The sequence below is a fragment of the Mangrovibacterium sp. genome (assembly GCF_059905295.1).
Genome location: NZ_JBZQJF010000046.1, coordinates 1 through 14,861, shown reverse-complemented (window position 1 = coordinate 14,861; position 14,861 = coordinate 1). Strand labels below are relative to the sequence as shown.

Below are 14,861 nucleotides of genomic sequence, written 5' to 3'. Positions count from 1 at the left end.
TGCTTTGCTCTTTTTGTCCTAAACTTCCCCAATTTTCTTGAATTATCCCGATAGTACTTCGAAAAACCGTGAAAGTTTCTGATCAAAAAGAGTTAAAGTTGTGAATCGTTTTAAAATTAAACTCAGGTTATTAGATTTACTGGACGATTGAAAATTGGATAAACATGAACGAAATCAAACTGTGTACGGTAAAGGAACTCGAAAAGACGAGTAAAAAGGTATTTGAAATTGATGGTCAGGAAATACTGCTGATTCATACCGATGGTGAATACTTTGCAGTAGGTAACATATGCCCTCATGCACAAACCAGGCTAATTAGCGGGCGGGTTGAAGACGGAACATTAACCTGTTCGAACCATGGCACTTGCTTCGACTTGAAAACCGGCGCTATACGAATCGACAAAATTGATGAAGACCTGCTGGAACAAATCGATGTGGACAATCTTCCCTTTGGTCCTCTCGAAACTTATCCCTTACTCATCGAAGATGAAACGATTATCATTCAGTTTCCCTAATTCGTCCGCGAAATTGAATAGCTGCAAAATCCTTTGTAATTTCGTCCAAAATTTTTTAGATGAAGTCACCCAAGTCCTTTCGTTTGCATATTGGCCTGTTTGGTCAGCGTAATGTTGGTAAATCATCCTTGCTGAATGCCTTAACCAACCAGGAAGTATCCATTGTTTCCGACATTGCCGGAACAACCACCGACCCGGTTGAAAAACCAATGGAGCTTTTACCGCTTGGCCCGGTTTTGTTTATCGACACCGCAGGGGTGGACGATGAAGGGGCACTGGGAGAACAACGCATCCGCAAAACCATGGCGGTAATCGACCGCACCGATCTGGCCATTGTGGTATCGAATGCCGAAGTGTGGGGCAGTTTCGAAGAAAGGCTGATTGAGCAGTTCCGCGAACGGGAAGTTCCTGTGCTGCTGGTCTTCAATAAGACTGACCTCTACCCCACGCGCTCGTGTATGCAGAACAGCCTGGCCGGTGAAAAGCTGAAAACAATTGAAACGTCGGCTGCGACTGGAGCAGGAATCAGCGAACTGAGGGAAGCGATTCTGAAATCGGCCCCGGACGACTTCATCAACCGCCCGGCCATTGTCAACGACTTGGTGGGTCCCGGGGAAATGGCGATGCTGGTTGTTCCCATCGACAAAGAAGCGCCCAAAGGACGACTGATCTTACCACAGGTACAAAGTATCCGCGACCTGTTGGATGGCGATTCATTTTGCATGGTGGTGAAAGAACGAGAGCTTCGCGAGGGGCTCAAACGCCTGAACACACCACCAAAGCTGGTGGTTACCGACAGCCAGGCATTCCTGAAAGTTGCTGCCGACACGCCACCAGAAATTCCACTGACCAGCTTCTCCATTTTGTTTGCCCGTCATCAGGGCGATTTGGCAGAGATGGTTCGCGGGGCTATGGCCATCGACAAGCTACAGACCGGCGACAAGGTGTTGATTGCTGAGGCCTGCTCGCACCACCCTATTGGCGAAGATATCGGCACGGTGAAAATTCCCCGTTGGCTGACCCAATACGTTGGCGGCAAGCTGGAAATTGATAATGCTCGTGGCCGCGACTTTCCGGATAACATTGCCGACTATAAACTAATTATTCATTGTGGTGCCTGCATGTGGAACCGCCGCGAGATGTTATCACGCATTATGAAAGCCCGCCAGCTGAATATCCCGATCACCAACTACGGACTGACAATTGCTTATTCGCTGGGAATTTTTGAGCGCGCACTGCAACCATTCCCCGGAGCATTGGAAGTGTATCAGGAAGCTAGAAAAAATAAAATGTAGCATATCGAACATTCAATAAGAAATGTAAAAGTAGGAAAGTGCAATCGTTAAAGTTTCGAGTTTCGAGTTTCAAGTTGCGGGTTACTACCTACTGAGACTGATAACTGGGTTCTTGCAGCTCCTCACCCAATCGTTAATCCCAAAAGTTTCAAGTTTTGAGTTTCAAGTTGCGGGTTACTGCCTACTGAGACTGAAAACTGCGACTGATCAAGCTTTCTGCCAGCGCCCTTTTGAAATTTGGAATTTAAATCCTGGAATTTGAAACCTCTTGCAGCTCTTCAATCCATCAATCTAATAATCCAAATTGATTTGACGCTAGAACCACAAGCCCAGGTTGGCAGCAAAAGTCGGTTTTTTGGCAAAATCGGACGAGCCAACAGTAATATCCAAAGGACCGGCAAAAGTTTTCAAGCTATACTTTACTCCACCGCCATAAACGGCCAAATCCGGAACAATTTCATCGAATTGGCGCCCTTGTTGAAGGCTGTTGAACACCAGCGATAAATATTGCGAGGACGACAACTTAAAGCGCAATCCAATCAAACCAATACCCGTAAAGCGTTCACCAATCATTACCGGACTCATGCCTGTAAACGGCAAGTGATAATTGAAATAGCGGGAATAAGGCTCTCCTCCAATTAAGGTTGATTTAATCTCCGGGTAGCCATCGTTTAAGATTCCTCGCCCATACACATTAACCAGAAAGGCCACCTTCGGACTGACGGGGAAAACATTCTCCATATTAAACAGCAGGTAGGGCGAGTGCTTTCTTTCATTTTTAAGATCTGTGTTATAGGTAAACTCAGCATACAACCTGGTTCCCTTTCGTGGAAAATAATAATGATCCATATTATCAAAGGAAACATAAAAGGAAGCGCCACTTAGCAGAAAAGAGGTTTCATCAGAAAGTGTTTGTGAACCATCGTTGGAGAAAACATCACCATCAAAATACTCCTGCTGAAAAGAAGCGCCGGTACGGAAGGTACGGTAGCGTTGCTCCAGATACATTCGCCCCGAAGTGTAAAAAAGCCCGGCATCGTACACCTTTTCTCCGTCGTCATAAATGTTGAAATTCTGAAATTTACCCTTCATCTCAAATCCCAGATCGGGAAAAGCATGCCAGTTTGTTTCAGCTAACAGATCAAGTCCCGGGTTTGCCGAAAGCTCAGTACTTATGGAAACCATGCTAAAGGTGCGGGAATAGTTCTTCCAGGTTACATTCAGGAGCAAGGCTGCTGCCTCAGTTGTGTTCACCCGGAAACCGATATTTTGTGAGCGTTCTTCTTGTGGAAGCAAATGAACGTTTAAGGTTTTTCCGGTATCATTATCTGTTAAGTCGAAGTGCACATTTCGAAAACCACCGGTTCCGTAAATCCGATCAATTCCTGCCTTAATATCCGGATAGCTGTAAGTTTCCCCTTTCTCTAGTCTCAGGGTTTTCAGCAAGAATTCTTTATTCAGATTATCATCACAGTCGAGCGTAATATCCGTGATATGCCAATTTTGTATTTGGGTATATTTTTTCGAAATAGTTCGCGGTTCCAAATGATATTTTTCTTTAAGCGCACGCAACTTTGGCCTCAAAGCAGAAGCTGCATCAACACCTCGCTGAATGAGTGTATCGGCTGCTTCCTGCGAGAAACTACCGCCCGTGTAGCCCGAACCATCCGGTTTGATGATGACATCACAAAAATCACGGTTAGCTTTATCTTTTTCCTTACTGTAAAAATTGATCAGATTCAGCAAAATCTCGCCCAGCGATTTAATGTCGGTCTTGTCGAAATAATCGGCACGAATATCCACACCGATAATGATATCGGCTCCCATTTGTTTAGCCACATCAACCGGGAAATTATTCACAACACCACCATCTACAAGTAGTTTACCATCACGTTCTCCTGGCATGAAGACACCGGGAATAGCCATACTGGCATACATGGCTGTGGGTAAAAATCCATGATTCAATATTTCTTCGTTACCATTTTCGATGTTGGCAGCTATACAGGCATACTTGATCGGGAACTTCGAAAAGTCAGTATCGACAGGCACATTCGCCGTTAAGCCACAAAACAGATTCAGAACATTCTGGGCCCGAATAGCACCAATCGGCAAAGTCAGTTTATTCTCTTTATTAAACGGAAGAGAAAATAAATACCGCTGTTTGAGTGCCTGATCATTCGGCGACAAATACAAGCGCGAAACATCGTTAGAGAGCAACTCATCCCATTTTTGACTCTGGACAATTCTCTCCAAATCATCAGCCGTATAACCAATCGCATAAAACCCGCCAATCAAACTACCAATACTGGTACCAACAATGATATCAACCGGGATACCCTCTTCTTCCAGCACCTTCAGTACGCCAATATGCATAAAGCCTTTGGCACCACCACCACTCAACACCACCCCAACCTTGGGCCGATCGGGTACTTCCGCCTCCTGAACCTGTGCCCTGCTAACAGAGGGGATCAGAAAGATTAGAATGAAAAGGATTGACGAGAGTCGGCTATTTGTTTTCATAAGAATTGTTTCTGCACTCAATTTAAAACAAAAAAACAGAAGACCCAACATCGAAAGGAGCAACAACGAAAAGTTAACAGATATCTTATTTTTTATTCAGACAAATACGAATATCAACAGGTATAAACTGGTTCTCTTCAGCCAAAATCGGATTGAAATCCAATTCTGAAATTTCGGGGACTACACCTAACAAAGCCGAAACTTTCGAAATCATTTCGGCAAAACACGCCACATTTATTCCCGCTTGCCCTCGATAACCCTGCAACAAGGGGTAAGCTTTCAGTTTCGAAATCATCTGTATGGCTTCGTCTTTGCCCACCGGAGCAAGAGCTAGCTGCACATCTTTCATTATTTCGAGCCACACACCGCCCATCCCGCAAAAAATAAGGTGCCCAAAACCCGGTTCGTACTTCGCCCCCACATACAGCTCCAACCCACTCACCATCGGGCTCAGTAGTACAGCTTTTGTTCCGGGAATAGCCATCAGCCTTCGAAACTCAACCAAAACCTGGTCAGGCGTGCTCACATTCAATGAAACGCCTCCAACATCACTTTTATGCAGTGGACCGACAACTTTCATTGCTATTGGAAAGCCCAGCTGAGTGGCTGCTTCGGATGCTTCATCATCCTTGTCAACCTGAATTTGCCCGATGGCAGGTAAGCCGGCCAACTTTACCAATTGATATGCATCAGCTGGTGCTAAAAAGCCATCCGACAAATCAGAAACGAATGTTCGTATTTCCGGTGAATCTATTTTCTCCATCTCCTCAACAACCGGTACCGGTTTGTCTTTGAGCTTAACAAGCGCCTGCCCGAACTCCACCTCATCGGTAAACGCAATGTTCCCGGCATGGATAAACTCGCTGATTGCTTCATCGGCATTGACAACCGATGGCAAAACCGGAAAGATCGGCTTTGTACCCTGCTTCATCTTTTCGCCAAGCAACCGGTACACATCATTCACCGGGACCAAGCCCGGGCTTCCGAATATCACAGCCATGGCATCTACTTCCGGAAAGTCAGCTTCGCAACAAGCAATAATCTCCCCTAATTGCTCGGCAGTACCTGTAGCCAAAAAATCGATGGGGTTTTCAACCGATGCTCCCGGGTAAAGCTTCAACTTTAATTCCTCTTTAACGGGCGAGTCAGGAAACTGAGGTACCCGGATCCCGCCTTTTTCCAGGCAATCCGTCAGCATAACTGCAGGTCCGCCGGCGTGCGTAACAATTGCTAAATTAGGTCTATTCATTTCCGGCAAAAGCAATAATCCACCAACGGTCGTCAATTCCTCTCGTCCAAAACAACGAATGATTCCCGCCTTCCGAAACAAAGCATCAACAGCAATATCCGGAGATGCCATAGCCCCGGTATGTGACTGTGCCGCCCGACGGCCCGTTTCCCCCGTTCCGGCTTTGACCGCAGCAATCCGGCAACCTTTCAGGCTAAGCGAGCGAGCATGTTTCAGCAGTTTTTGCGGATCATGAATACTCTCCAGATACAGCAATTTCACCCGGGAGCTATCTTCGTTAAAATTTTCATCCCAATACTGCAAAACCTCCTCTACACCAACCTGCGCCGAATTACCCACTGAGTAGACAGATGCAAAGCGCAATCCTTTCTTCATCCCTGCCTCCATAATAAAAACAGCAGTCGCCCCTGAACCGGAAACAAAATCAATACCCATTGGATCGAGCTGCGGAACAGGACTGGTAAAGACTCCCGCGTAAAAAGGGCTGATAACACCAATGCAGTTCGGGCCAATCAAACAAGCCTTGTGTTTGCGCATCAAATCTCCCAGCTCCTTTTCCAATCTTTTTCCGGCCTCGCCGCTCTCTCCAAAACCAGCCGAAACAACAATAAATGCTTTGGTACCTTTCTCCTCTGCCAAAAGCCGAATAGCATCCACACAAGCCGAAGCCGGAATCGCCAGGATAGCCAGATCTACCTCCGGCAATTCATTAACCGACTCCTTCGCTTCAATACCTTGTACAACTCCACCATGGGGATTTACAACATACAACTTTCCTTTAAACTGATTTTGAAGCAGATTTTGAAGCAAATGTCCTCCCGGTTTAGCCGGATTTGCTGAAGCTCCGACCACCACAATGGATGCAGGATGAATTAGCGCTTGGTTTAGCATGCTTGACTACTGTTGGTTTTTATCAAATATACAAAACGCGAATGCTTTATCGGATGATATTGGTCACGCTTATAAAACAAGCAGAATGACAGGCCAACTTATTTCTTATTTAATTCGAGAAAGCCGGTACATCTAGGAAAAAATAGATAGTTTTGAGGCGCTATGAGTAGAAATTCAGAACAACGAATCATGGTTTACTGCGACTTTTCCGAGACGATGAATGATGCGATCGTTCACGGATTACGGATCAGTCAGATTTTTAAGAAAGAGCTTTGCCTCTTTCACCCCTACGGATATGGGAAAAAGGAAACCAAGCTCGATGCACAGCGTGGACTAGGGCTCATTATTCGCCGAATGAAAGAAGACTTTCCTTCGGTCACCATTTCAAGCCTTACGCTGAAAGGCAACCTGGAACAAAACATCACCCGCATTGCTGAAGATTATGACGGCATCATGATGGTACTGACCTCAGATAGTCTGAAACCCAAAATTCGCGCCCTGCAGCAAAGTCAGATTCCTTTTTTGTTCGTGAAAGGCAGCTCTCCGCAATCCTTACGCTACGATCGCCTTATACTTCCGGTTGATTACCGCAAGGTGATGAAAGACACCTCGCTGTGGGCATCCTATTTTGGCCGGTTTAACCAGTCGGAGATCAATGTATTTTGCGCCCGTGAAAGGAATAAGGATAATGCAATCATGGTCAAAAAAAACCGGAAGTTTATCGAACAGCTACTCTACAAACTAGAGCTTGAGGTCAACTTTGAATCGGCACAAAAAGGAAGTTTCGGTCTTCCTTTTGAGGCATTAAAACAATGTAAGGACAACGAGAATAACCTGTTAATAATTCCGGCCAGCCAGCAGGTAAGTTTGATCGATTTAATTATCGGCTTACCCGAAACCAAGCTCGTTGGACAAGCCGGAGAAACACCGGTTATGTGTATCAACCCCAAGCGCGACATGTACATTTTATGCGATTAATGAAATAAAAATTGAATAAGACCCAAGTGATGAAAAAACTCTATTTCCTATCCTTTCTTCTGCTGATTGCTTTTACCGGACAGGCTCAAAAACTGGAATACAAAGTTTTGTTTCAAGGCATCGGTGACAACCGGGAGTTTACCCATGAATACAACTTTCCGCAAACAATCCTGGGCGAACGAACTTCTGTTGAGCTGGGTACCACCATTGACAGCCTCCACCACTTTCGGTTTGGAATTAGCCACTTCTTTGAATTCGGTGCTGAAGCTGACGGCGTGAAACCCGATTTAATCGCCTATTACCAATACGATGACGGTAAAGATGAGTTTTTCTTTGGATCATTCCCCCGACTGGAGCTGCTGGACTTCCCCTTAGCAATGATAACCGATACCTTTTTGTATTACCGCCCCAACATTGAGGGTTTATACGGTAAACACCGTTGGAGCTGGGGACATCAAGGCGGTTTTATAGACTGGACCGGACGCCAAACCATGACTCGTCGCGAAACGTTTATGGCAGGTGCATCCGGGGAAATGCGCTTCGGGAATTTCTATTTTCAGAATTACCTGATCTTGTTCCACCACGCTTTAACGGCTGCTGAAAATCCGGATGAGCACATTACCGACAACATGGGAGCAACGCTTTACCTCGGCTATAATTTTGCAAAAATGACCGGACTTCAGAAAGCCTACTTAAAAATGGGAGTCATGGAGTCGGCCATTCGCGAGCGTGGCGTTGACGATAGTTATACCACCGGCACCAGCCTGACCGGGCAACTTTATGGCGAAGGAAAACGCTTTGCCCTGCGGTCAACTTTTAGCTTTGGCAACGGTCAGCACATGATGAACGGCGATCCTTATTATGCCCAGGATAGTTATGTGAGAACCGATATTATCTGGAAATTCTTACAGCATAAGCAACTGCAGGGTAATTTTAACCTGTCCTTCCACCTGATTGATGGCAGTACTTTGGATCAACAACAGCAATTGTCGCTGATATACCGCTTTGGAAATACCAATTAACCAACATGCAATCTTTTCAGATCGAAAAAAGAGCTGACTGCAACCAAACAGTCAGCTCTTTTTTTTTGTCAGGAATAGCTTACTCCATCAGCTTCAGCCGAAAGCAATTATCATCACTAAAGGCCAGCGAATCATTCCGGTACTGAATCACAAAATCTTGCAACTCGATTGGCGAAGCTGTCAAGAGATAATCGCCATCTTCTTCTTCATGCTTCAAATCCAGTGTCCCTTTTTCAAATTGATCTTCCATCCATTTCGGATCCAGCCACCGAATCTCAGCATTTCCCTTATTCAAATCCAAACGTGCAAAACTATGTACCGGAATCAGGTGAATATCGAACAGATCCGAACCGGAACTTTCGCCTTCCCTGTACTCTTCAAGATAGAAGTCCAGAAAATAAGTTCCCTCCAGCTTGATTAGGTGTACGTTGAAATAAGTGTTTGCAATCACTTCCTGCCCTTTGGGTTGTAACTTTACAAAGTAGGCAGTACTATCAACAGTTTTCCGGGTCACAGAGCCCTTCTCTGCAAAGGAGAAGTACCAAATCATACTATCCTGATCGATCCATCGCCCCAACATGAGATCGTTTGCAAACAAATCGTCTTTCGTGTATAACGGGTGATAAGAAAGAACAAGGCACGAAGTTGCCAAAACACATAAAACGACAAACAAATACTTAGAATAGCTTTTCATATCTATTGAATTAAAAAAATAGCATACGGAACAAGTAAATACCTTCCATCTCCTATCTTCCCAAAATCGTTAGCATTTCAAAATACTGCTAATTAAAACGCAAACAGACATCAAATGTTGCCATTCTTAATTCCATCCTGATTAACAACATAGTAAAACTCACTTACGAACTGGAAAACTCAACTCTGTATAATAAAATTATTTTAGTGTTTTCTATTCCTGCAACAACTCTGTTTAATTAAATTTTTGTATGTTTATACAGTTTGATTAAACAGACAAGAAGAAAACAAGACACATTCTACAAGTGTATAATTAACCTTAGTACGAACAATTTAAACTGAAACAAAATGATTAAGTACATTAAGTTTCCTGGTTTGGCGCCTAACGATGGTGGCGGAGATACACCTGATACCGGTAGCTCCGATGGATCTGATGATGGAGTAGATACTCCACAAGGAAATTGACCAAGAAAAAAGGGATTCCTGAGGAGTTCCTTTTTTCTGTGAAAGTATTGATTCGATTGCCTTCAATTGTCTTCAACGTTTTCAACGGCCTTCTCTTGTTTTCATCCACTTCACTCCTATTGGTGATTCCCTCCGAATCATGCTGGTTTTTTCTGGTCTTAAAATCCGGCTAGTAATATGATCATCAAAAGTGCTCACTTCCGCCTATTGAGTTATTGCATCAGCGAACTTTTTGGTATCTTCGACAACTGACAACCTGATTCATCATGTCTAGACGTATTCGTGCACTCATAACAATCATTTTGAGTTTACCGGCAACTGTTTGCGGGGCTCAACAGAGCGACTCGACCTTATTCAAAAATATGATGCAGCAGGTTATTCGAATGACAGACATCAACCTGGATAGTGCTCTCTATTTAAACCGAAAAGCTGTAGCCATAGCCATAGATGCAAACATTCCACAACTATATTGGGATGCCTCAACGCACGAAGCCTCCTTACTTGAGAAGCTAGGCTATCGGGATAGCGCAATTTTAATTCTCAACAATGTTCTTCAGCAAACCAAGGAACTAAAAGATACGGCCCAGCAAATTATTACATTAGATAATTTGGCCGACAATTATTCCGGCAACTGGAACCTGGAACAAGCCATCGATTATTTACTGGAAGCACAGAAGCTGTTGACCAACTCAACCAAGTTCGACCTGCGGTTTAAAATTCTGAATACACTCGGACAAACACACCGAAAGCTAAAAGACTACCAAAATGCGCTGAAGTATTACGGCTTACTGGAAAACGACTTTTTCTATCAATTAAATACCGCTCAAAAATTCCTGGTTTATCTGAACACGGGCAATGTATACCTGCAACAGCTGAATTATGCCAAAACGGAAGAATACTACAATAAAGCATACCGGGAAATTCAAACAATCGATGATCCGAATAACGAAGCACTGATTGTTTACAACCTGGGGAATCTTTATTTCCATCAACGCCAGTTAAGCAAAGCAAACCAATACACCCAAAAGGCCTTAGAACATTACAATAAGCTTGGTGACCCGAAACATATCGAACTATGCTCACGGTTATTGGGAGCCATCCAGTACATGCAAGGGAATTATGCACTGGCTGAAAAGTATTACCTGAATGCTCTTCGGATCAGTAAAGACATCAATAGCTTGGAAGCACTCAAATCGAACTACAAAAATCTCTATTTAAGCTCACTAAAGCAGGCTGAGCAAGATAATAACATTAGTAAGTACAAAGATGCAGTAGCCTATCAGCAGAAATTTTCGGACTTACGGGATAGCATGTACAAGACGAACCTGGCCGATCAACTACTGGAAAAGGAAAAGAAATACGAAACCGCCAAGAAGAATGCACAGATTGAACTGCTGGGGAAAGAAAATCAGTTGAAAGCAGAAGAACTGGTCATTGAGCAGCAACAACGACGTAACATGTGGGTTGTCATCGGCACCCTGCTGTTGATTACCATCATCATCACCTATTTCGTTATTCATTACCGACGATTCAACCTGCAATTACAAGAACAAAGCCGACTCATCTTCAATCAAAAAGAACAGATCGAAAGCCAAAACACCCAACTACAAAAGGCGATGCATACGCGCGACAAACTTTTCAGCATCATTGCTCACGACCTTCGCAGCCCGCTGGTTTCCGTTTCAAACTTCGTGCAACTGCTCAATTTCTATTTGCGCGATGGCAAGTACGACTCCATCCAACGAATGGCATCAGATATGGATCGCAAAAACCAGCAGGTTCTTGATCTAACCGACAACCTGTTAAAATGGGCACGTAGCCAGTCGGACGGGATGAAAGTTCAAAACGAACGCGTTAACCTGAACGAGATCCTGGATGAGTGTTATGAACTATACTCCCCGGTGGCTGAAAACAAGGCTATCACATTAAAGATAGAACAGCGCGACCATTGTTTACTTTGGGCCGACCGGGATATGCTGCGAACCATTTGCAGAAACCTCATTAATAATGCACTGAAATTCACCCCGCGTAATGGAGCGGTAACCGTCAGCCATTGCTGCAATAAAAAACAAGCCCGGATTTCGGTAACTGACACCGGCATTGGTATCAGCCAGGACAAACTGACACGCCTTTTCAAACCGGAAAAAAGAGATGTACAACAGGGAACCGATGGCGAAAAGAGTAGTGGTTTAGGGCTCTCCGTATGCTTTGAATTTTGTCGTATCATGCATGGAGATATTCAGGTTGAAAGTTCCGAAGGTTCCGGAAGTACCTTCACCTTTACAATGCCCTTATATTCAGGTGAATTAAAGGAACATGGCAGTTTGAGCGAGCTAAGCGAAAAAATCAGCTAATACAAACAAGTAAGCGTACAGCTGCCCCCTTTCCTATTTACCAATAATTCATATGAATTAACCGGTATTTCATTTTCATCCTGTTAATTATGAATTACCTTTAAGCCTACTAATTATCAAATTAATTATTTATGAAGACTTACAAACCTTACCTCGCCTTAACAAAGGGCAGTAGCGGTAACTACACACTCGATGCCGTTTTCCAATGTCCCAAAACCCAAAACATCGTTAGCATCGAGCAACAGGAAATCACGAAAAGCGGAAAAACCTACTGGGGTGTTATCATCAGTGTTTCAAGCGATATCCAGCTGATGTGCGGTCCGGAACTGAATGTACTATTTACATCGGTGGAAATTGCCGCTTCAGCCAGCAGCTATGGAACTGTTAAATGCGTAGTGCAGCAAACAAACACAGCAACAGAGCTAAAGGATCCTGTCCCTATTGAAACAGACATTGATTTTGGCGACGGCAGTAATTAATCGACTGTTTTTTCAAGTCCGAAAACAGAACACTATGACTTCATCCAGTTTCAACCATTGAACTGGTTGAGTTCGGGTGAAAGCCTAAAAAAGGGAATCTTAAGGATCCCTTTTTTTAAACTCGAATGGCCGCATAATCTCTCCTTAAATTCAGATAAATCGAACTTAAATTGTTTTTGTATCTTCATGCCTTGTTAAACACCAAATCCCGAATAAATTATGTTCCGGAATTCACGGTTAATTATTATCCTGCTTTTTGTACTTTTTCCCAATCTTGGATCAGCACAGGAATCAAAGGAAGCTGAGAATAACATCATAAATCAGTTACTGAAGCAGGTTGAAACGATTGGTGACAGCCAGTTGGATAGCGCCCTGTTGTTACGCAGGGAGATCCAGGTGGAAGCCGCGAAAGCCAACTTAGCGCAATTAGTCTGGGATTCACGTTACGAAGAATGTAAGATACTGAGTAAACTTGGTCAAAAGGACAGTGCCCTGTTCGTGTTAAACCAACTCATAAATGAGGCTAAAAACAAAGCTGACACCATCCAACAAATCAAAGCACTGACGCAAATAGCAAGCATCCAACAGACAAACTACGATTTCAAATCAGCAATTGCGAACTTAGTGAAAGCGCAGGAATTGCTAGCTGTATCAACCCCCTTCAATCTCCGCTTTGATATTCTAAACACACTGGGACAAGCCCATCGAAAGATGAAAGATTATGACAGTGCTCTGATCTATTACCGAATTCTCGAGCACGATTTCTTTTTTCAACTCGACACCAAGCAAAAATACCTGATCTTCATGAACATCGGCAATGTTTATGCAAGTCAGAAAGATTACGCAAAAACCGAAGCGTATTACCGAAAAGCATACTCGGAATGTATTCAATTAAATGAACCTGACCAGCTGGCACAGTTAACCTACAATATGGGTGCGCTAGCCTACAGACAGAAAAAATACAAGGAAGCTTCGGATTATATCACCGAAGCTCTTGAAGCATACCAGGAAATTAAAAACCAATTATATATTGAACGTTGCTACCGGGTTTTGGGGGCCATCCAGTATGATCAGGGGAACTTTGAAAATGCCAACAAATTCTATCTTACAGCCTTAGAAATTGCAAAGAAAATAGATAACCCGAAGTCGATACAAGGCAATCTGAAGAATCTATTCATGAGTTACCAGGAGCTAGCCTTCCGTACCAAAAAAGTAACTTACTATGACAAAGCACTAGCCTACCAAACAAATTGGAGCACATTAAAAGACAGCCTCTACCAAGCCAATTTGGCCGATCAACTGCTGGAACTTGAAAAGAAATACGAAACCGATAAGAAGAATGCCGAAATTGCCTTATTGGGAAAGGAAAACCAACTGAAAGCAGACGAGTTATTGCTGGATAGAAAAAACCAGCAATTTATGGGACTGGGCATGGGATTCCTGTTACTCGTGATTGCCGTAGTGGTTTATTTCATGTTTTACTACCGCAAGGTGAGTGCTATGCTCCAACGGCAGAGTAAACTTATTTTCGAGCAGAAAGAGCATATTACCGACCAGAATGCGCAACTGCAAAAGTCTGTGAATACGCAGAACAAGCTATTCAGCATTATTGCCCACGACCTGCGCAGCCCCCTGGTATCGGTTTCCAACTTTGTGCAGCTCATTCATTTTTACCTCAACGCCGATAATTACGACGGTATTAAGAAGCTGGCCAAGGATCTGGATCGCAAAAACGAACAGGTACTCGAGCTAACCGACAACCTGCTCCATTGGGCACAAAGCCAGTCGGGTGAAATGACTCCCCTGTTGCAACGAATTAACCTGAACGAGGTTTTAGATGAATGCTACGAGTTGTATCTCCCCGTTGCCGGAAGAAAAGGAGTGACACTGGAGCTAACTGATGCTGCCGATTGCCTGCTGTGGTCCGACCGCGACATGGTACGCACCATCTGCCGCAACCTGCTAAACAATGCGCTGAAGTTTACCCCCAAAAACGGAAAAGTAAGCATCAACTATGCCTGTAACGGAACCAAAGCCCGCATTTCGGTCAGCGACACAGGCCTCGGCATCAGCCCCGAAAAGCAGAAGCGACTGTTCAGCCTCAACAAAGAAGATGTGCGCTACGGTACCGATGGTGAAAAAAGCAGCGGGCTGGGCTTGTCGGTCTGCAAAGAATTCTGTGAGATCCTGCATGGCACGATTGAAGTAAACAGCACCGAAGGCCTTGGTTCTACCTTCAGCTTTACGCTGCCCATGTATTCAGATGAACTGAAGAAACTGACCGCAGCAAAAGTGCAACAAACTGTCAGCTAATCCGGAACCAAACCAACAGCGCACCCCTCCAATGCATTGCCGCCTCGTGTACACGAGTTGCCGTATGATGTAGATGACTTGCCGCCT

The 14,861-nt window shown here is 44.1% G+C and carries 10 protein-coding genes; 7 read left to right on the top strand and 3 right to left on the bottom strand.

Annotation, left to right across the window (positions count from 1 at the left end; all coding sequences use genetic code 11):
- Positions 1-164: 164 nt before the first annotated feature.
- On the top strand, positions 165-515 hold the full coding sequence (locus AC37HE_RS02765) for a Rieske (2Fe-2S) protein (protein ID WP_500781251.1): 351 nt from the start codon (positions 165-167) through the stop codon (positions 513-515).
- 59 nt (positions 516-574) lie between these two features.
- Positions 575-1,810 carry a [FeFe] hydrogenase H-cluster maturation GTPase HydF gene (gene hydF, locus AC37HE_RS02760; RefSeq protein ID WP_500781250.1) on the top strand — a complete coding sequence of 412 codons (1,236 nt, stop codon included), beginning with the start codon at positions 575-577 and terminating at the stop codon, positions 1,808-1,810.
- A 315-nt stretch (positions 1,811-2,125) separates the two neighbouring features.
- On the opposite strand, the gene AC37HE_RS02755 is transcribed toward hydF, so the two are convergent.
- Complete coding sequence (locus tag AC37HE_RS02755) at positions 2,126-4,330, bottom strand: patatin-like phospholipase family protein (RefSeq protein ID WP_500781249.1); 2,205 nt, start codon at positions 4,328-4,330, stop codon at positions 2,126-2,128.
- Between the two features lie 85 nt (positions 4,331-4,415).
- Positions 4,416-6,470 carry an acetate--CoA ligase family protein gene (locus AC37HE_RS02750; protein WP_500781248.1) on the bottom strand — a complete coding sequence of 685 codons (2,055 nt, stop codon included), beginning with the start codon at positions 6,468-6,470 and terminating at the stop codon, positions 4,416-4,418.
- Between the two features lie 162 nt (positions 6,471-6,632).
- Here AC37HE_RS02750 and AC37HE_RS02745 point away from each other — a divergent pair, with 162 nt between their 5' ends.
- Positions 6,633-7,448 (top strand): hypothetical protein, encoded by an 816-nt coding sequence (locus AC37HE_RS02745; protein WP_500781247.1) that lies wholly within the window; start codon positions 6,633-6,635, stop codon positions 7,446-7,448.
- Positions 7,449-7,477: 29 nt separating this feature from the next.
- Positions 7,478-8,470: a lipid A deacylase gene (locus AC37HE_RS02740; protein WP_500781246.1), complete on the top strand. Its 993-nt coding sequence runs from the start codon at positions 7,478-7,480 to the stop codon at positions 8,468-8,470.
- Positions 8,471-8,549: 79 nt separating this feature from the next.
- Here the strand turns inward: AC37HE_RS02740 and AC37HE_RS02735 are convergent, their stop codons facing one another.
- Positions 8,550-9,164 (bottom strand): hypothetical protein, encoded by a 615-nt coding sequence (locus tag AC37HE_RS02735; protein ID WP_500781245.1) that lies wholly within the window; start codon positions 9,162-9,164, stop codon positions 8,550-8,552.
- A 730-nt stretch (positions 9,165-9,894) separates the two neighbouring features.
- Between AC37HE_RS02735 and AC37HE_RS02730 the strand changes: the two genes are divergently transcribed.
- The 3 genes from AC37HE_RS02730 (at position 9,895) to AC37HE_RS02720 (ending at position 14,774) form a co-directional block, all read left to right on the top strand.
- Complete coding sequence (locus tag AC37HE_RS02730) at positions 9,895-11,982, top strand: tetratricopeptide repeat-containing sensor histidine kinase (protein ID WP_500781244.1); 2,088 nt, start codon at positions 9,895-9,897, stop codon at positions 11,980-11,982.
- Between the two features lie 131 nt (positions 11,983-12,113).
- Complete coding sequence (locus AC37HE_RS02725) at positions 12,114-12,461, top strand: hypothetical protein (RefSeq protein ID WP_500781243.1); 348 nt, start codon at positions 12,114-12,116, stop codon at positions 12,459-12,461.
- A 219-nt stretch (positions 12,462-12,680) separates the two neighbouring features.
- Complete coding sequence (locus tag AC37HE_RS02720; RefSeq protein WP_500781242.1) at positions 12,681-14,774, top strand: ATP-binding protein; 2,094 nt, start codon at positions 12,681-12,683, stop codon at positions 14,772-14,774.
- Positions 14,775-14,861 lie beyond the last annotated feature (87 nt).